The organism is Flavisolibacter ginsengiterrae DSM 18136 (assembly GCF_059568575.1).
In genome coordinates this window covers 192455-212229 of the sequence record NZ_JCANTR010000004.1, presented here as the reverse complement: position 1 = coordinate 212229, position 19775 = coordinate 192455, and the positions used below count along the sequence as shown (strand labels likewise).

Sequence of the window (19775 nt, the reverse complement as noted above, 5' to 3'; positions counted from 1 at the left end):
CTATTTGAAGCAGAGGTAAGTACACCTAATTTTACCGCTTTAAATCCAACCAAATCCTAAAAGACCATGGTCTCTCTAACTGCAATTCGAAAATTCTCTTTGATTTCATTGCTATGTGTTTTTTCAAATTTCCTTCATGCGGCCCCTGGAAATGATGATTGCACTGCATCTTCACCTACATTAATATCAAATGGGACTTGTAATACTTCCAGTTCCTTATACCAGGCAACTAATAGTGGTGTTGCTAGTGTCAATGGCACTGCCTATGATGTCTGGTTTCAGTTTACTCCTTCATCTGCTGTTGAAACTATTACCGTTTCTTATACAAATCCTACAAATCTTGCTTCCTCCAACTCTTATATAGAAGTATTTGATGGTTCATGTAGTGGTACATCATTGGGTTATTCAAATACCGGAACTGATCTTACTTTATATGGTTTAAATACCACTAAGACATATTATGTCAGAGTTTATACAACCACCAATCCTTCTACAGGTAATACAAGTAAGTGGTCATTTTCCATTTGCCTGACACATATAACATCTGCTTTAACCAATGATGATTGTAATGGGGCTACAACCATAAATTCCAATACTTCCTGTACTGTAACTTCAACTACATTGGCAGGTGCAACACCCAGTACCAGTGTTCCGGCAGGATGTACAGCAAATACACATTATGATGTTTGGTACAAGTTCGTAGCTGCAGCAACTACAGAAACAGTTACCATAAGTAACCTGGGAACCGCAATCACAACTTCCGAAGTACAATTATTTAGTGGAGCTTGCGGCTCACTCAATTCCCTGCAGTGTGGAAGCTCTGTGATCACTGCTTCTGGTTTAACAGTTGGCGCCAACTATTATATTAGAGTGTCGAGTGTACTGGCAACTCCTTATGGATATGCATCAGGTACAGGTACTTTCGATATTTGTATAACTCATATTCCTCCACCTGCCAACGATGATTGTTCAGGCGCTGTATTACTGACGTCAAATACTACCTGTACTAATACAACAACTACAATGGATCGTGCAACTGCCACAACAGGTTTACCTGTTGGCTGCGAATCAGCAGGCACACATTATGATGTTTGGTATAAGTTTAGTGCTCAGAATACTACAGAAACTGTGTCGTTAAGTTCCTTGGGGGCGACAGTTTCCAACCCGGAGATTCAAATATATAGCGGAAGCTGTGGAAGCCTTGTGTCTTTATCCTGTGGAGCTTCAAGTGCGATAGTGTCAGGTCTAACTATTAATACTACCTATTATATCAGAGTTTCCAATGTTGGAACGGATCCATCTGGATCTGGAACAGCGAATTTTAATATCTGCCTTACTCATACAACACCGCCTCCAGTAAATGATAATTGCAACGTTGCTACTGCTCTTTCAATAGGTACAGCCACTGCTTCTACTGTATGGGGTGCAACAGATAGTGGAATACCTTCTATTTGTACGGGAACGCCTGACGATGATGTATGGTTTACTTTTACTCCTACTGCTACCAGCGCCACAATAACATTGAGTGGGGTAGGTTCCAATCTTAGTACTTCAGGTGCCAACATCCAGGTTTTTTCTGGTAGTTGCGGATCTTTAACTTCATTGGCTTGTGGAAATTCAGGGATGTCTGTATTAGGCCTTACTCCTGGTAACAGCTATTATATAAGAGTATATTCTGCAGGAAGCGGATCTATTGGAGGTACTTCAACAGGTTCAGTCTTTACTATTACGGTAACAGGACCAACCAATCCAACACAGGCTACTGTGGGATCCGGCCGTATGAACGAAGTATTTAAACAAACAATTCTATCCGGTAGTAATGTTTTGAATTATCCCTGGGAAGTTACTTATGGTTCAGATGATAAATTGTGGATCACAGAATCACGTGGCTATAAAGTGTACAGGATGGATCCAAATACAGGAGCCAAAACGACTGTACTGGATCTTTCAAGCGGGAGCACATTTCTTCCATCACCTTCAGATACATTAAATGCTGTGAGTTCTTCAAGCTGGTCCAAATGGCCGCAAGGGGGCCTTGCCGGACTGGCGCTTCATCCAAAATTCCTGGATGGCACAGGAACAAATGATTTTGTATATGTATCCTATGTTCACAGGTATCTAAGTGGCAGTACTGCTGTAAAAACCGGTATGTTCTTTAGGAACAAACTGGTAAGATTTACCTACAACCCTTTAACCAGCAGGTTAGAATCACCTGTAGTTCTTTGTGATACCCTGCCAGGTAGCAGTGATCACAATTCGCAAAGGATCATCATTGCTCCTGTTACCAAGGGAGGAGCTTATTATTTATTCTATGCCCAGGGTGATATGGGGGCCGGTCAGTTTGAAAACAGGGACCGCCCGGAAAAGGCACAGATCGCTGCTTCCTATGAAGGAAAAATATTGAGATTTAACCTGGTTTCAGACGGTGAATCTGGCGGGAATGCGTGGATTCCTAATGATAATCCCTATAATGCTTTACTGGGTGTGCAGAGTGCTGTGTATAGCACAGGTATCAGGAACAACCAGGGATTTGCCTATGATACTTCTTTAAATATATTGTACGGTTCTTCGCATGGTCCTTACAGTGATGACGAGATCAATATTATCAAAGCATTTAAAAATTACGGCCATCCTTTAGTGGTTGGATTTGCAGATGGTAATTATAATGGTACTACCACGGCAAGTACGAACACCAGTGTATCGGCCGGAGCACCTTTTACAGATAATTCAGGTAACTCTTCATGTCCTGCCGTTGGTGATGAAGTGGCCAACGTGGCAACTATCAATGCCGCTGGTTATGGACAATACCAGGATCCGATCTTCTCTGCTTATCCAGCACCCAATGGTGATGTAAATACACCTGGAACAATAAAGTATATCTGGAAAAATAACCCGGGAAACGCTTTGCCTGCCCCCGGATGGCCAACTGAGGCCTGGTCAGGCCTTGATTTGTATAGTCATACGCTGATACCAGGTTGGAAAAGGTCATTGGTGGCTGCTTCCTTAAAATGGGGAAGGTTGTTACGTATCCGTATGGATGCAACTGGTACAGGAACTGCACCCACCAATACTGTTAGTGATACAGTGAGTTATTTCGGTGGACAAAACCGTTTCCGCGACCTGGCATTTGCTCCTAACGGAAAGGATATCTATGTTATCATGGATAACTCTTCTACTACTTCAGGCCCCGGTAATGCGAATCCTGTTGTACCACAATGTATGGGTTGTGTGCAGAAATATACTTTTCTTGGTTATGCAGATGCTGGAGGGAAAAGTACTATTTCTACAGAGGTAGATGTTACAGCCGGAACTGCCAATACTTGTGTTGCCGGAACAACTGTAACAATCGATAACAGCAATAACACTTTATGGGTGCCTATTACGGGGCCTGATGGTAATATCATGGCTGAGATCAAAGCCAATGGTAATAACCTTGGAACTGTGACCTCATCTTTTTATACGAACAATGGCCCTGTAAGGGAAAATTCAAAAAAGCGCCTTTACCTGGACCGCAATATGACGATTACGCCGCAGGTGCAACCTAATCCGGGAACTCCTGTTAGCATTCGTTTATACCTAACAGTCAATGAATTGAATTCTTTAAAGGCTGCCAACAATTCACAAGGGGCATCCAGCCTGGTGAATTCCATCTCCAACCTGGCAATCTATAAGAACAGCGATGCCTGTGGAGCAAACTGGGTCAATGTTACTACACCTACTGTCATTACACCTCAATATGCTGAAGCCCATGGTACGAGTGGCTATGTATTGCAGGCTGATATCAGCTCTTTTTCTTCGTTTTATTTTGCCAATACCAATCCTATCACATTGCCATTGAACCTGCTGACATTTAAAGGTTCCTGGCAGGATAACGTAGCCATTTTGCAGTGGGAAACCTCCAACGAGGTCAATACATCTCATTTTATGGTTGAAAGAAGCATTGATGGCAGAAACTTTAACGCTGTTGGAAGAACAGAAGCTGCAGGTAATTCAACAGGACACAGCTATAGCTATCCTGATAAAGACGCAGGTATGCTCAATGCAAGGATTGTTTACTACCGCTTAAAAATGTTTGACCTGAATGGCACATTTAGCTATAGCAATATTGTAAGTATTAACGTGGATCCTTCAGCACTGGTGAACATTTATCCCAATCCTGTACATTCTGTAGTCATGGCCAGGGTTTCATTGAAAAAAGCTGATAACCTGAATATCCAGGTAACAGATATGAAAGGACAGGCTGTTTATATGGCAACTAAATACATGGGCGCCGGATCTTCAGAATTGCAAATAGATACAAGGAAGTGGACCTCTCAGGTTTACTCCATCAAGATCACAGACAGTAACAATAAAGTGCTCATTACAAAAAATATTGTCAAATTATAAGGGCCAGGCCCGTTCATTTTACAACTACAACCCCCTCTTTCATGGAGGGGGTTTATTTTTGCAGGGATGTACACGTTAAAGAAATCGCTGGGACAGCATTTTTTAAAGGATGAAAACATATGCAGGAAGATCGTGCAGGAGCTGCAGCAATGTTCTTTTACACGCCTGCTGGAAGTAGGTCCCGGCGGTGGTGCATTGACCAAATACCTGGTCCAGATACCCGGCATTGATTTTAAAGCTGTAGAAGTGGATGATGAAAAAGTAGTGTACCTGGAGAAAACTTACCCGGTTTTGAAGGGCAAGATCATTCATCAAAGCTTCCTGGATATTGATAAACCTTTTGAAGAGCCCTTTTCCATAGTTGGTAATTTCCCTTATAATATTTCCACTGAGATACTATTTAAAGTGCTGGATTGGATCAGTTCGGTAGATTGTGTAATTGGGATGTTTCAAAAAGAAGTGGCCCTCAGGATCGCAGCCAGGGAAGGCAGTAAGGTTTATGGCGTGACCAGTGTATTGATACAGGCTTATTTTGATGTGAGCTATTTATTTGATGTGGACGAAAATAGTTTTACTCCACCTCCAAAAGTAAAAAGCGGTGTAATAAGGTTAACCCCTGTAAAGCAGCCTGTGAATATGAAAAGCAGGGAGGTGTTTTTTAAATTGGTCAAGACAGCCTTCGGGCAGAGAAGAAAGACACTGAGGAATGCGTGTAAATCGTTGTTTGCACCCGGGGTATTACAAAATGAAATTTTTAATAAACGTGCAGAACAACTGAGTGTACAGGATTTTGCGCAATTAAGTTTTTTGATGCAATAATGGAAAGCAAGCAAGTTATTATCACTGCACCTGTGTACCCATGTTTGATTGATGAATTAAGATCCGCTGGTTATACTATTAGTTATGAACCTGCTATCAGCTATGAGCAATTAAGAGATGTAATTGCCGATGCAAGCGGGCTAGTAGTTACTACAAGGATTAAGATCGACAAGGCTATATTAGAAAGTGCTGCAAAGCTGAAATGGATAGGCAGGTTAGGAAGCGGTATGGAGTTGATAGATGAAGGATATGCGGAGCAAAAAGGCATTGCCTGTATAAGCACACCTGAAGGCAACCGCAATGCAGTGGCGGAACATGCCCTTGGTATGCTGTTGAACCTGATGAACCATATTAGCAGGTCATTTAACGAGGTAAGGGAAGGAAAATGGCTAAGGAACGAGAACCGTGGCATTGAATTGTCCGGTAAGACTGTGGGCATCATAGGCTATGGAAATACAGGGCATGCATTTGCCAGGTTGTTGCAACCATTCGGTGTGGAGGTGCTGGCGTATGATAAATATAAAAAAGGATTTGCTTCAGGGTATGTGAAAGAATCGTCGTTGGAGGAGATCAGTGCAAAGGCAGACGTGATCAGTATGCACGTGCCACTAACTTTTGAAACACGCCATATGGCGAATGATGCATTTTTTGATCAATTGCAACAACGTCCCTTTTTTATGACCACCTGCCGGGGAGGTGTTACCAAAACTTCTTCAGTAATACATGCGCTGCGTGCCAATAAAATTGCCGGTGCAGCGTTAGATGTGCTGGAAAATGAGAAGCTTTCCACTCTTTCTACAGAGCAAAAAGAGGAGTTGCAATTCTTATGCGAACAGCCTAATGTCCTTATCACGCCTCATATTGCAGGTTACAGCAATGAAGCCTATAGGAAAATGTCCGAAGTTTTGATAGAAAAACTACGTATCCTGCACTTGTTGTAATAGGTAATTACCTATGCCTTTACAAGTAGTTTCCATCAATTATTGTACTGGGAGAAATCAGGCTATTTTACTCTTTTATTTCATCAGGGAGTAGTCTAATTTTAGGGTATTAAATCAAACCCTTATGAAAACGCTAATCTCCTATGTAGCTGTCACCATTTTTGTTCTGGCATCTTCGTTCACGATAGATGTGCAACAAAATCTGAATCACAAAACAACTTACAATTGCTTTAATTATCTCCGTGGTCACCGCCAGGGCAAATCAGGTGTAAACCTTTCCTGGGCTGTAAATGATCCTTCTATTGATCATTTTACCATTGAACAATTCTTCGAAGGTGATGATTATGCATACCCAGTAGGTAGTGAAGTGAAATTCAATGGATCCTCCACGTATAAAGTGGTGTTAACAGATGTATTTCCCGGAAATATCACTTATCGTGTCACTGCAGTAAGGGCAGATGGAACCTCTGAATGTTCTCCACTGGAACAGGTGCGAATTGTCCAACGTAAATAAAAAGGTGCGGAATTTATTTCCGCCCCTTTTATTCGTTCAATTAAATCTGGTTCTATGAAAACACTTTTACCCTTTCTCCTTCTTCTAACCCTAACAGCTTCTTCCCAAATCACTACCCCGATTATCAAAGCGGGTTTTGGTGTTGATGGTGAATTAAGAGCTAACTTTTATAATGGTTTACTTCAAAATGGTAATGACGACTGGTTTTTAAATAATACCGGTATTGGTAGAAACGTCATTGATACTACCGGCGCTGCATCAATTGTTGCCGGTTATTTATCGGACGTTTCACCATATAAAAAGAGAATGAGCAGCTTTTATCGTCCAATGAGCGTACCTCAATTTTCTATTGTCAACAACAGGCTATGGCTGGATGCTTTATTTGTCAGGGATTATCATGGTACTGATACCACTGTATTTGTAGGTGGCTCTAACAAAAATGGAGATTCACCCAACAGCTGGATGGGTGGCATCCAGGGTGTGCCTGACAAAAATGATATCCTTGACATGTTTATGCATGTGAGAAGAGCGGGGCCTAACCGTACTGACTCTCTCTGGATGTTTGGAGGTTTATCCCTTGACAATACTACAGGTCAGCGTTATTTTGATTTTGAAATGTACCAGACTGATATTTACTATGACCGTCCTTCTGGTAAGTGGTTTGGCTTCGGGCCTGATGCTGGTCATACCAGCTGGCAATTTGATGCTGCCGGTAATGTAACCAGGCCAGGAGATATTATTTTCTCTGCAGAATACCAGAGTTCTACCTTATCTAAAGTGGAAGCCCGTATCTGGATTGACAGGGCACTTTTATCCATTACGCCTGCAGGTTTCAGCTGGTCAGGACAATTTGATGGAGCAACTACCAGCGCACAATTCGGATATGCCAGTATTATACCAAAAACCGCCGGTGCTTTCTATACCGGGTTGGGAAGTGGAAACAACACATGGACAGGACCTTTCCAGGTAGTTTTAGTTGATAATAGCCTTGCCGCTAATTATATCAAGGATCAGTTTATGGAATTTTCTGTGAACCTCACCAAACTTGGACTTGACCCTGTGACAACTTTTGGATCTGATATTTGTGGTACACCCTTTAACCGAATTGTAGTAAAGACGCGGTCATCTGCATCATTTACTTCAGAGTTAAAGGATTTCGTAGCTCCTACGGATCTATTCCTGGCTCCAAGAGCCCAGGCCATTGCAGACGTTCCGTTTTATTGCGGCGCAGTAGGCGTTAGTAATCTTTCAGTGATCAATCCCTCAGCCAGTTCTGTGTACACATGGTCTACAACAGACGGCCATTTTTATAATACAACAACTGGCCCTTATGTTACAGTGGATTCACCTGGTACCTATATTGTAAAGCAACAGCTGGCAGCAGGTTGTAATCCTTATGCCTATGATACTTTGACCATCTTATACGATGCAAGCTGCATTCCTATGGCTAACAGGATCACTGGCTTTCGTGGCGCCATAAAATATAAAACAACACATTTAAACTGGACCACTAAAGCCAATAAGGAAACTGTTTACTTTGAAGTAGAGAGAAGTATTAATGGCCGGGACTTTGAAAAGGTGGGCCAGGTCATGGCAGACGCTCCCAATAGCGAAGCGGATTATAGTTTTGATGATAATGTTGCAACAATTGGATCAGCTTCTGTTTATTACAGGCTAAGGGCGGTGATGCATGTAGGCCAGGCCAATTATTCCGGCATTATTATGCTGGGTATGAGGCAGGATCAAAAAGACATCAATCTTTTCCCTAATCCTGTAAATGATTTGCTACAATTATCTGTTCCTTCCTCCATCAGGCAGGAAGCCAGGGTTTCGGTATTTGATATTTCAGGATCTTTATTAAAGACCGAGCATTTTGTACTGAATAATGGCGTCAACATCCTTCAAATGGATGCCACGACCTGGAAAGCAGGAACTTATATGGTTAATATAAAAACGGGTGATGCTTCCACCTGGAAGAAATTTGTAGTGAACAGCACCCTGCTCAATAAATAAAGCGCTGGCTTTTTTATAGTTATTTATTTCTTTTTATCTTTACATTATGTATGCAACGCTTCGGTAAAACGAGGCGTTGCTATTTTTTTCATTTTGATGTAAACCTAATTACCATGAGCGGAATTCAATATGTGACAAAAGAGACCCTTGAACAGATGAAAGCTGAGCTTCAGCATATGAAGGGAGTGGAGCGCCCCGCAGCATCCCGTGCCATTGCCGAGGCAAGAGAAAAAGGTGACCTGAAAGAAAATGCTGAATATGATGCTGCAAAAGAAGCCCAGGGAATGCTGGAAGCCAAAATAGCAGCCCTGGAAGGCCAGGTAGCTACCGCCCGTATTGTAGATGAATCTTCAATAGATACCAGTAAAGTTTCAGTATTGACCAAGGTCAAGGTAACCAACCTGAATACAAAAAAACAGGTAACCTACCAGATAGTTAGTGAGAAAGAAGCTGACCTCAAAGCCGGAAAGATTTCCTATACCTCACCGATTGGTAAAGGTTTGCTGGGTAAGCAGATAGGCGATGTGGCTGAAGTAACAGCTCCTGCTGGAGTGATAAAGTTCAAAGTAGAAGATATCAGTATCTGATCATTTGATTTTTGTGTACCAGGGAATGTGAATAAGCAAAGGCTTTTTACATTCCCTGTTTTAATTTACAATCGTTATGACACTTTTTTCCAGGATCATTGCCGGCGAGATTCCTTCTTATAAAATAGCGGAGAACGATCATTTCTTTGCTTTTCTGGATGTTTATCCATTAAGAGAGGGGCATACTCTTGTCATTCCCAAAAAAGAAGTAGATAACCTGTTTGACCTTCCGGCAAACTACCTCTCAGAAATGCTCGTATTTGCTCAACCCATCGCAAAGGCCATTGAGCACTCATTTAAATGCAATCGCTGTGGCATCAGTGTCATAGGTCTGGAGATACCACATGCACATATGCATTTGATCCCTATCAATTCTTCCAATGATCTCAACTTTACCCAGCATAAGGGCAAAGCTTCAGATGATGATTTGCAGAAAGTACAACAAAAGATCCTGGATGCTTTGAAACAGTAACTTCTTTACTGTATCCTTTTTGGATTTTCCCTGGCGAAGGCTTCCCAACTGGCCTTTTTGGTTTTCTTCACCGTGGTGGTTGATTTGGGCACAGGTACTTTGCTTCCAAAATGATGACAGATAGCAACGGCAAGAGCATCAGTTGCGTCAAAGTATTTAGGTTTATTCGGTAATAAGGTGATACGCTGCAACATATTCCAAACCTGTTCCTTATCTGCATTACCATTGCCCGTGATGGATTGTTTGATCTTGCGCGGTGAGTATTCCGTTACCGGTATATTTCGATCCATTGCTGCTGCAATGGCCACGCCCTGGGCCCGGCCCAGTTTCAGCATACTCTGTACATTCTTTCCAAAGAAGGGTGCTTCAATAGCACATTCATCAGGATTGAATTTTTCTACCAGTTCTGTAATGCGACGGTGAATTTTTTGAAGCCGTTTATAGTGGTCTAATGTAGATGCCAGCTTTAAAACGTCTATCTCCATTACAGTGAAAGTATTGTTGCGGGCTTCAATGACACTGTATCCCATGACAAGGGTACCCGGATCTATTCCTAATATTATTACTGGCTTTTGCAAGGAGGTGGTTATTTTTACTGCGATGCAGTTGAACAAAAGTATTAAAATCTTTATCAATTACTTTTTTGGTCCTATACTGTTCGCCTGGCTGGCTTTTTCCATCTATAATAATATTAAACACCAGCCTCAATTAAGTGATTCCTGGCTGCAGATACAACACTCTTTTTACTCGGTGAAGTTCATTCTATTGATTGCAGCACTGTTACTTGTATTTGTGAACTGGGGTATTGAAGCATTGAAATGGAAAGCTTCTGTAGCCATGATACAACCTATTGGTTTCTGGCAGGCTTTTAAAGCAGTTCTTTCCGGTGTTACGTTTTCAGTAACCATGCCAAACAGGGTAGGAGAATACCTGGGTAGGGTACTATACCTACCCGAGGGCTCCAGGTTAAAGACAATATCCGTGACACTGGTTGGTAGCTTTGCGCAATTGCTTACCACTCTTTTTGTTGGTATTCTTGGTCTTGTAATTCTAAAAAAGATACTGCTGCAAACCTATCCGGATTTGATTATATGGTACCAGGTTGCTCTATATAGTTTGATAGCAATAGTGCTTGTCCTTGCCTTGATCTATTTCAATGTTTCGGCAACTGTAAACATTTTCAATAAATGGATCAGGAGTCAGAAATACCTGTACCTGGTAGAGGCACTCAATAGTTTTCATTCTAAACTATTGGTCAGGATTATCTTGCTTTCCATATTGCGATACCTTGTTTTTGTGGTGCAATATATTTTGATATTCTACCTTTTCGAGGTAAACGTCTCTGCATTAATTATAGGCTGGGTCATGAGTGTGGTCTTTCTTGCCATGGCCATTGTGCCCTCTATTGCATTAGTGGAGATTGGCGTAAGGGGTGAAATTAGCTTAAAGCTAATGGGAATGTTCTCTAATAATAGCCTGGGCATAGGCCTTACTTCTATAACTGTCTGGCTGATAAACCTGGTGATCCCTGCAATAATCGGCAGCTTGCTGTTAATGAATATCAAGGTATTTACCAGGAAAGGCAATGCAATCTAAGGATGCTACAAAAAGTACCTGTTTTAAGTAGTTCGGTTTCCCTGGTATTACAATTCTTCCAGTTTAAAGCCCCTGTCCGCCCTGATACCTTTGTCCGTCTTCTTAAGTTCACAACATTCAATTAATGGATCGTGTTCGAAAAATAATATATAATTATTATCGGCAGCTTCTTTAAGAAAGGACTTCTTCTCCTTTAGGGTCGTAAGTGGGAACATATCATAAGCCATAATGTAGGGCATTGGAATATGCCCGGCAGAAGGTAATAGATCTGCCATGTACACAATGGTTCTGCCTTTATACTGCACCTGTGGAAACATCATCGCTTCGGTATGCCCATCTACAAAACGAATGGATATGCTATCGGTAAAAGTTACTGAAGGCAGTTTGGCAATTTCCTGGTGTTGAAGGTCCTTCGCAACAGGTGTAGACGGATTGCTTATAAATTGAAGTTGTCCACTTTCCTGTATCGGCAGGATATTTTCTTTCAGGAAAGAGGCCTTTTCCCTGTCGTTGGGGTAAACTGCCCATTCCCAGTGTTTTTGGTTGCTCCAATAAATTGCATTTTTGAATGCAGGAACCAGTTTGTCACCTACACGAATAATAGATCCGCCACAGTGGTCAAAATGAAGATGGGTGAGAAAAACATCCGTAATATCATCACGGTGAAAACCATGTAATGCAAGGGATGAGTCCAGCGTATCATCTCCATGTAGATAATAATGACTGAAGAATTTTTGGTCCTGCTTATCTCCAATACCATTGTCTACCAGTATCAGCCGGTTGCCATCTTCAATCAACAGGCAACGCATGGCCCAGTCGCAAAGATTATTTTCGTCAGACGGATTGATCTTGTTCCAGATGGATTTGGGCACTACGCCGAACATGGCCCCGCCATCAAGTTTAAAGTTTCCTGTATTAATAGTATAAAGATTCATATAGCAATACCTGGTTTTCTTACCCTTGTTTGTACACGGTTCACAAATAACAATAAAATCCCCCCGATTATAAAAAATACCATAAGGGCCATTACGGAGTTCCTCATGCCTCCCAAAAACTCTCCCACATAACCAAATGTCAGCGTGCCTAATACAAGGCCTATTTTATCACAAACATCATAAAAGCTGAAATAGGAAGCCGTATCTTTTGTTGGGGGCAATAATTTGGAATAGGTGGATCGTGACATGGATTGTATGCCTCCCATGACCATTCCAACACAAAAAGCCAGCGCATAAAACTGCATGGCCGTTTGAATAAAATAAGCAGACAGGCATATGCCGATCCAAATGATGATGATGACACCAAGTGTAAATAGGTTACTGGTGATCTTAGACAACCTCGAGAAGATCACAGCACCCAGGATGGCTACCAACTGGATGATGACAATGGTGATGATCAATTGGGAAGACTCCATTTTCAATTCATCGGAAGCAAAATAGGGAGCCAGGTACATGACAGTTTGAACGCCCATATTGTAAAAGAAAAAGCTGACAAGAAAGCGTTTGATAATGGGATGATGCCGAAACTGGTACCAAACTTTTTTCAATTCGTAAAAGCCATTGATAAATATGCTATGCTCGGGGTGTTGTTGTGATGCCTTTGATGCCGGGAGACGATTAAAGGTGATCTGCGCAAATCCTGCCCACCATAAACCTACTGCCAGGAAAGAAAGTCTAACAGGCCATGCGTCCCATCCAAGGTGCATATTGTCATTCAGTATAATAGCGGTAAGGCAGAAGACCATTAACAACACACTTCCAATATAACCCAGTACAAACCCTTTGGCGCTGATACGGTCCTGGTCTTCCTCGGCGGCTATATCAGGCAAATAAGAATTGTAAAAGACAATGCTACCCGCAAATCCAATGGCACCCATGATGGCGCTTACTATACCAAAGGTGATCGTTTCTTTGGTCATGAAGGTGAGGCTAACACAGGCTGCCGCGCCCAGGTAGCAAAAGAACTTCATGAATGATTTCTTATTGCCTTTGTAATCCGCAATGGATGAAAGAATGGGAGATATAAGGGCAATAACAAAAAAGGAAAATGAGATCATGTAAGATGCCAGTGCAGACCTGTCAAATGACCTTCCCAGTAACTGTACGCGCTCTGGTGCTATGGCAATGAAATAGGAAGGGTAGAGCGCTGAAACAACCACAAGGGAATAAGCGCTGTTGGCCCAGTCGTACATGGCCCAGGCATTGATCACTTTCTTGGGAGCAGTTTGCATAATTGCGTCAATTATGTCTTCCTTAGCTAATTAAGAGAGACGGTATAGGTAAAAATAAGAAAGACATCACGAATGATGCCTTTCAAATATTTTAAAAAATAATCATTAACCCAGGTAACCTGTAAAGATCAGGATAAGGAGCAGGATGCCTACAATGATCCGGTAAATGCCAAATAGCCTGAAACCATAGGCCTTGAGATAATTGATAAAAAAGCGGATGGCTAACAAGGCTACTACGAAGGCTACTATGTTTCCTATAACAAAAGCCACCATGTTCTGGTTGCTTTCCATGATCAGTTCATATCCACGCCTTGGTACGCCGCTTCCATGCCATTTTTTTAAAAACAATGAATAAGCAGTAGCCGCAAACATGGTAGGGACTGCAAGAAAGAAGGAGAATTCAGCGGCCAGGTTACGCGTCAGTTTTTGCTGCATACCTCCAATGATAGATGCTGCACTGCGGCTGACGCCGGGGATCATCGCTAACACCTGCCAGCACCCGATGATGAAAGCATTGGGATAGCTGATATTTTCTTCTTTTTCAATGGTGTGGACTTTAAAAAAGTTGTCTATGAACAACAACACAATACCACCCAAAAGCATGGTGATGGCAACTGTTGTGGGACTTTCCAGCAATTTATCTATCTGGTCATTAAAGAGGAAGCCTAGTATAAGTGCTGGTAATACTCCTACGACCAGCTTTGCATAGAATTTCCAACCTTCGGCACCTTTGGAAAGAGGAGAAATAAATCTTTTCCAATACAAGACCACTACGGCCATAATGGCACCCAGCTGGATGGCGACTTCAAATAACTTGGTAAAATCATTTTCACCAATCCCTAATAAGGAACTGGCAATGATCATATGGCCAGTGGAGGATATTGGCAAAAATTCGGTGAGGCCTTCCACGACGGCTATGATAATAGCTTCAATAATATTCATCAGGGTATATTGATACTAGCTGTTTTTGGGCTGCCTGAAGATGGCAACGATCTCAATGACAAGGCCTGCTAAAATAATAATGGGTGCAATGGTGATGCGGCGGGTGCCGTAAACTTCATTTACATTAAAGACATTGGGATCGTCGCTGCGTCCGCCTGCCATCAATATAAACCCAAGTATCATCACACCGGCGCCTATCAGCATCCAGGTGAAATTGGTCTTTTCAAAAAGTGAACCAATGCCCGACCTTTCCTTCTTAACGGCCGTTGTCGTGGTAGTTCTTTTTTCTTTCATCGGACAAACATAACAAAGTTTATGGTTTATAGTTTGTGGTTTGTAGTTGGCGTGATGTTATAAAAAACTTTATAATATTCAGAATGGTTACAAGTTCAAGGCTACTTCAACCTAAAGAACTACAAACTACAAACCACAAACTACAAACTTTTAATATAATTCATCCAGCTTCATGCGCAGGTATTTTAATACGCTGCGGTAGGTGCTGAATAAGGTGATGGTGATGCCTATAATGATCAATACAAAGAATAAAAGGAGCATGGTGGAAGTGGAATGCACCACCTTGATCTCAGGAACCAGGTTGCCCGCAATGGTGATCAGTATATAGATCAGGGTAACCGCAATCACGGCACTGATGGCCCCATTGATGATCGCCCTTAAGTTCAGGGGGCGTGCAATAAATCCACGCGTTGCGCCTACCATTTGCATGGTCTTGATCAGGAAGCGGTTACTGAACATGGCCAGCCTGATGGTATTATCGATCAGGATAATGACCACGATGGCAAGGATAATGGCTATGACCAATAAGATCAGGCTAATGTTGCGCAGGTTCTTATTCAGGTTGGTAACCAGTTCCTTTGGGTATTGTACATCCGTTACGTAAGCACTTTGGGTCTGCTCGATATTCTTACGAATGGCCTCAAGTGTATCCACCTGCACAAATTCCTTTTTCACATTGAAATAAATGCTGTTGGGCAGGGGATTGTAATCAAGTATTTTGTTCCAGTCCTCATTTCCATCAGACAGGTATTTCTGCCTGGCCATTTCCTTATTGACAAAGCTGTAATTTTTGACATAGGGCTGTGAGGCGAAATATTGCATTAAAGCTACGCTGTCCTTTGAGGGCACATCGCCCCTTAAATGAACTTTTACTTCCACATTTTCCCTGAAATAATCACCCAGCTTGGCCGCATTTATGACCAGCCAGCCCACAATGCCTAGTAAAAAAAGAACAAGCGTCACCCCGATAATAGACATTACATAGGATGGTTTTCCACGTCTTGCTGCTGCTTTGCTTGATTGAGCCATGCTATCTCTTTGTTTAAGAAGTGAACAAAAATAAAGGTTTGGTGCTTAGCATTGAGGTCAACCCTTTGGTTTTGCAAAGTTTAAAGCCTGAAAGGGTTATTTTTGCCCTCCCTAACGGTTGCCTGTTATTGAATATTGTTACGCTATTTAAGCGTAAATGAGAAAATTTTGATAAATGAACCTATAGAACCTGGAAGGTTCTTTTTTTAAATCCCTGAGCAACTATAGACAAAAAGTAAAAGATCAATGGAGTACAAATTCAGAGATATTGAACAGAAATGGCAAAATGCATGGACGGAACAAGGTGTATATAAAGTTCCCAACGATACCACAAAGCCCAAATATTATGTGTTGGATATGTTCCCTTATCCAAGTGGGGCAGGCTTGCATGTTGGTCATCCTTTAGGGTATATTGCCTCTGATATTTTTGCCCGCTATAAAAGGTTAAAGGGATTTAATGTGCTGCATCCTATGGGCTATGACGCTTTTGGGTTGCCAGCAGAACAATATGCCATTGAACATGGTGTGCATCCTGCTGTAAGTACAACTAAGAATATCAAGACCTTTCGCAGCCAGCTTGATAAGATAGGCTTTTGCTTTGACTGGAGCCGGGAGGTCAACACTTCTCAACCGGGTTATTATAAATGGACACAGTGGATATTTCTGCAATTATTTAAAAGCTGGTATAACCGTGAGAATGATAAGGCTGAGCCGATAGATCAACTGGTTGCCATTTTTGAAGATAATGGAAATAAAGACCATCCCATTCCAGATAGCAATTTCCAGATACCCGATTATCCGCATGTCACCTTTACCGCGGAAGCATGGAATAGTTTCCCTGAAAAGACTAAGCAGGTCATACTTATGGAATACCGCCTGGCATATTGTGGGTATGGTGAAGTGAACTGGTGCGAGGCATTGGGAACGGTACTGGCCAATGACGAAGTGATTAATGGTGTAAGCGAGCGCGGTGGGTATCCTGTTGTAAAAAAGAAACTGCGTCAATGGTACCTGCGCATTACGGAATATGCCGATCGTTTACTGAAAGGACTGGAAACAGTGGATTTCAGCGATGCCATGAAGGAAATGCAAGGCAACTGGATCGGGAAAAGCAGTGGTGCAGAAATGGACTTTGCCATTGCTGGTCATGAGGATGATGTATTGAGAGTTTATACTACAAGGCCAGATACCATTTTCGGTGTTGATTTTATGGTGATAGCTCCTGAACATGAATTGGTTGAGCACATTACAACAACGGAACAAAAAGGTGCTGTAGAGGAATATATTGCCTATGTCAAAAGCCGCAGTGAAAGAGAGCGGATGGCAGAGAAAAAGATCAGTGGTGTATTTACCGGCGCATACGCCATTAATCCATTTGATGGAAAACAGATACCCATCTGGATCTCTGAATATGTATTAGCGGGTTATGGCACGGGAGCCATTATGGCTGTGCCCAGCGGGGATGAAAGAGACCACAAGTTTGCCAGGTATTTCAACCTGCCGATAACCAACATCATAGGTGACGCGTACAACGGCGAGGAGGCTAACCCAACCAAGGAAGCACGGTTGAGCAATAGTGGCTTCCTGGATGGAATGGTGATGAAGGATGCCATTGATGTTGTTATCAATAAGCTGGAAGAAATGGGAATAGGTAAACGGCATGTGAATTACAAGATCAGGGATGCAGCGTTTAGCCGACAGCGTTACTGGGGTGAGCCATTCCCGGTTAAATGGATTGATGGTATTGCCTGGCCATTAGATGAAACTGAATTACCCTTGGAATTGCCATTCGTTGAATCCTATAAACCGGGACCTGAAGGAGAAGGGCCACTGGCCAACATACCTGAATGGACATTGAGGAACCTGGAGACCAATACAATGCCTGGCTATGCCGGTTCTTCCTGGTATTTCCTCCGATATATGGACCCTCACAATGAGCAAACATTCTGTGATAAGAAATGGAGCGATTACTGGCGCCAGGTAGACCTATATGTGGGAGGTACAGAACATGCTGTTGGACACTTGCTGTATAGCCGCATGTGGACCAAGGCGCTTTTTGACCTGGGATATATCAGCTTTGATGAACCTTTTAAAAAATTATTGAACCAGGGAATGATACAGGGTTCATCCCGTTTTGTTTACAGGGTGCATGGTACGAACCAATTTGTATCAGCAGGCCTTAAAGATCAATACGAAACAGATGATCTTCATGTGGATGTCACCATTGTAGATGGAGTTGAACTGGATATGGAGGCTTTTAAATCATTGAAGCCGGAGTATGCCGAAGCCACATTTATCCTGGAAAATGGAAAATATATCTGCGGTGCTGAAGTGGAAAAAATGAGTAAGAGCAAGGTGAATACGGTCAACCCAGATCTTATTGTAGAGCGCTACGGTGCAGATACTTTCCGTATGTACGAAATGTTTCTCGGGCCTGTAGAAATGAGTAAGCCCTGGGATATGAAAGGCATTGAAGGTGTACACCGCTTTTTGAAAAAACTATGGCGCCTGTTTTTTGATGAGCAAAAAGGAAACCAGGTTACGACGGAGAAAGCAACAGGTGAAGAATTAAAAGTATTGCACCGCACCATACGTAAAATAGAAGAGGACACTGAACGCTTTTCCTACAATACGGCTGTAAGTGCCTTTATGGTTTGTGTCAATGAACTAACCGATTTGAAATGTCATAAAAAGGAGATCTTCGAGCCCTTGCTAATATTATTGACACCGTATGCCCCTCATGTAAGTGAAGAACTGTGGCACCAGCTCGGAAATACAACTACCATACTCGATGCGCGTTTTCCAAAATTCGAATCTCAGTATGTAATTGAAACTTCCAAGGAATACCCTGTATCCATAAATGGAAAATTACGAACACAGATAGTGCTTGACCTGAACGCAACACAACAAGAGGTACAGGACATTGTGATGGCTAACCCCGTAGTTCAAAAATGGATGGAGGGTAAGGGGTTAAAGAAATTTATTTATGTGAAAGGGAAGATGGTGAATGTGGTTATTTAATGACCCTTGCCATGCCATTGAATACGAGGAACACATGGAGTTTAAATTATAGCCAATTATTTGAGACCTTAATAATCTTACCATGAAAAGATCAATCGCTCTTGTGGTTACCATTTGCCTGGTTGTTTTTTTGCAGGCACAGTCCCTTAATATAATGACATTTAATATCCGGCTGAATGTTGCATCTGATAGCCTGAATGCCTGGCCTTACAGGAAAGACAAGGTGGCTTCGCAGATACTGTTTCATGAAGCTAATATTGTAGGTGTACAGGAGGCTTTGTATGACCAGATGATGGATCTGCAAACCAGGCTTACAGGTTATAAGTATGTAGGGGGCGGTAGGGATGATGGTAAGCAGAAAGGTGAATTTTCAGCCATTTTTTACGATACGGCAAGGTTGCAATTGTTACAATCGCAAACATTCTGGCTTTCCGAACAACCTACTATTCCCGGAAGTAAAGGATGGGATGCAGCAATTACCAGGATTGTTACCTGGGCAAAGTTCAGGGACCGTAGGACTAAAAAGCAATTCTATGCTTTTAATACTCATTTTGATCATATGGGAAGGATTGCCCGGAGGGAAAGTGCAAAGCTCCTTTTAAAGAAGGTAAAAGATATAGCTGGTTATTATCCTGTAGTGGTAACAGGTGATTTTAATTCAAAGCCTGATGATGAACCCATACAGGTGATTACCGATGCCACGGATGCAGATCATCTCATAGACTCTAAGTCCATAAGCGCAACAGGCCATTATGGCCCTACAGGTACATTTAATGGCTTTCAATCAAAGGAAGTGGACAACGAGCCTATAGATTACATCTTTCTTAAAAATGGCGGACGTGTAATAAAGCATGCTACATTCTCACAAAGCTGGGAAGGGCGTTTTTCTTCCGATCACTTTCCTGTATTTGCCAGGATAATTTTATAGTTGGAG

The 19775-nt window shown here is 42.1% G+C and carries 16 protein-coding genes; 10 read left to right on the top strand and 6 right to left on the bottom strand.

Annotated elements, in window-relative coordinates; all coding sequences use genetic code 11:
• Window positions 1-66 precede the first annotated feature (66 nt).
• The 7 genes from BP74_RS06455 to BP74_RS06425 all read left to right on the top strand — a co-directional run bounded on the left by BP74_RS06455 (window position 67) and on the right by BP74_RS06425 (window position 9732).
• Entirely contained in the window at window positions 67-4386 is a 4320-nt protein-coding gene (locus BP74_RS06455; protein WP_496372242.1) for a PQQ-dependent sugar dehydrogenase, read from the top strand.
• A 66-nt stretch (window positions 4387-4452) separates the two neighbouring features.
• Window positions 4453-5205 (top strand): 16S rRNA (adenine(1518)-N(6)/adenine(1519)-N(6))-dimethyltransferase RsmA, encoded by a 753-nt coding sequence (gene rsmA, locus BP74_RS06450; RefSeq protein ID WP_496372240.1) that lies wholly within the window; start codon window positions 4453-4455, stop codon window positions 5203-5205.
• Entirely contained in the window at window positions 5205-6146 is a 942-nt protein-coding gene (locus BP74_RS06445) for an NAD(P)-dependent oxidoreductase (RefSeq protein WP_496372238.1), read from the top strand. Before rsmA ends, BP74_RS06445 begins: the two co-directional genes overlap by 1 nt.
• A gap of 124 nt (window positions 6147-6270) precedes the next feature.
• Window positions 6271-6660 (top strand): hypothetical protein, encoded by a 390-nt coding sequence (locus tag BP74_RS06440; RefSeq protein ID WP_496372236.1) that lies wholly within the window; start codon window positions 6271-6273, stop codon window positions 6658-6660.
• 54 nt (window positions 6661-6714) lie between these two features.
• The gene (locus BP74_RS06435) at window positions 6715-8673 is read left to right on the top strand and encodes a T9SS type A sorting domain-containing protein (protein ID WP_496372234.1); all 1959 of its coding nucleotides are present in this window, start codon (window positions 6715-6717) and stop codon (window positions 8671-8673) included.
• Window positions 8674-8786: 113 nt separating this feature from the next.
• Window positions 8787-9260, top strand: a complete 474-nt coding sequence (gene greA, locus BP74_RS06430; RefSeq protein ID WP_072836343.1) for a transcription elongation factor GreA — start codon at window positions 8787-8789, stop codon at window positions 9258-9260.
• A gap of 76 nt (window positions 9261-9336) precedes the next feature.
• Window positions 9337-9732 (top strand): HIT family protein, encoded by a 396-nt coding sequence (locus tag BP74_RS06425; RefSeq protein ID WP_496372232.1) that lies wholly within the window; start codon window positions 9337-9339, stop codon window positions 9730-9732.
• A 5-nt stretch (window positions 9733-9737) separates the two neighbouring features.
• On the opposite strand, the gene ruvC is transcribed toward BP74_RS06425, so the two are convergent.
• Window positions 9738-10310: a crossover junction endodeoxyribonuclease RuvC gene (gene ruvC / locus BP74_RS06420; RefSeq protein WP_496372230.1), complete on the bottom strand. Its 573-nt coding sequence runs from the start codon at window positions 10308-10310 to the stop codon at window positions 9738-9740.
• Between the two features lie 22 nt (window positions 10311-10332).
• Between ruvC and BP74_RS06415 the strand changes: the two genes are divergently transcribed.
• Window positions 10333-11328 carry a lysylphosphatidylglycerol synthase domain-containing protein gene (locus BP74_RS06415; RefSeq protein ID WP_496372228.1) on the top strand — a complete coding sequence of 332 codons (996 nt, stop codon included), beginning with the start codon at window positions 10333-10335 and terminating at the stop codon, window positions 11326-11328.
• 47 nt (window positions 11329-11375) lie between these two features.
• Here BP74_RS06415 and BP74_RS06410 read toward each other — a convergent pair whose 3' ends face one another.
• The 5 genes from BP74_RS06410 to BP74_RS06390 all read right to left on the bottom strand — a co-directional run bounded on the left by BP74_RS06410 (window position 11376) and on the right by BP74_RS06390 (window position 15820).
• A complete protein-coding gene (locus tag BP74_RS06410; protein WP_496372226.1) occupies window positions 11376-12263 on the bottom strand; it encodes an MBL fold metallo-hydrolase in 888 nt (295 codons plus the stop codon).
• The gene (locus BP74_RS06405) at window positions 12260-13555 is read right to left on the bottom strand and encodes an MFS transporter (protein ID WP_496372224.1); all 1296 of its coding nucleotides are present in this window, start codon (window positions 13553-13555) and stop codon (window positions 12260-12262) included. The genes BP74_RS06410 and BP74_RS06405 overlap by 4 nt, the downstream gene beginning before the upstream one ends.
• A 105-nt stretch (window positions 13556-13660) precedes the next feature.
• Window positions 13661-14497, bottom strand: coding sequence for an undecaprenyl-diphosphate phosphatase (locus BP74_RS06400; RefSeq protein WP_496372222.1), 837 nt, complete (start codon window positions 14495-14497; stop codon window positions 13661-13663).
• 15 nt (window positions 14498-14512) lie between these two features.
• Window positions 14513-14791 (bottom strand): DUF3098 domain-containing protein, encoded by a 279-nt coding sequence (locus tag BP74_RS06395; RefSeq protein ID WP_496372220.1) that lies wholly within the window; start codon window positions 14789-14791, stop codon window positions 14513-14515.
• A 150-nt stretch (window positions 14792-14941) separates the two neighbouring features.
• Window positions 14942-15820 carry a cell division protein FtsX gene (locus BP74_RS06390; RefSeq protein WP_496372218.1) on the bottom strand — a complete coding sequence of 293 codons (879 nt, stop codon included), beginning with the start codon at window positions 15818-15820 and terminating at the stop codon, window positions 14942-14944.
• Between the two features lie 246 nt (window positions 15821-16066).
• Between BP74_RS06390 and leuS the strand changes: the two genes are divergently transcribed.
• Window positions 16067-18841 (top strand): leucine--tRNA ligase, encoded by a 2775-nt coding sequence (gene leuS / locus BP74_RS06385; RefSeq protein ID WP_496372216.1) that lies wholly within the window; start codon window positions 16067-16069, stop codon window positions 18839-18841.
• An 82-nt stretch (window positions 18842-18923) separates the two neighbouring features.
• Window positions 18924-19769, top strand: a complete 846-nt coding sequence (locus tag BP74_RS06380) for an endonuclease/exonuclease/phosphatase family protein (protein WP_496372214.1) — start codon at window positions 18924-18926, stop codon at window positions 19767-19769.
• The last annotated feature ends 6 nt before the right edge of the window (window positions 19770-19775 follow it).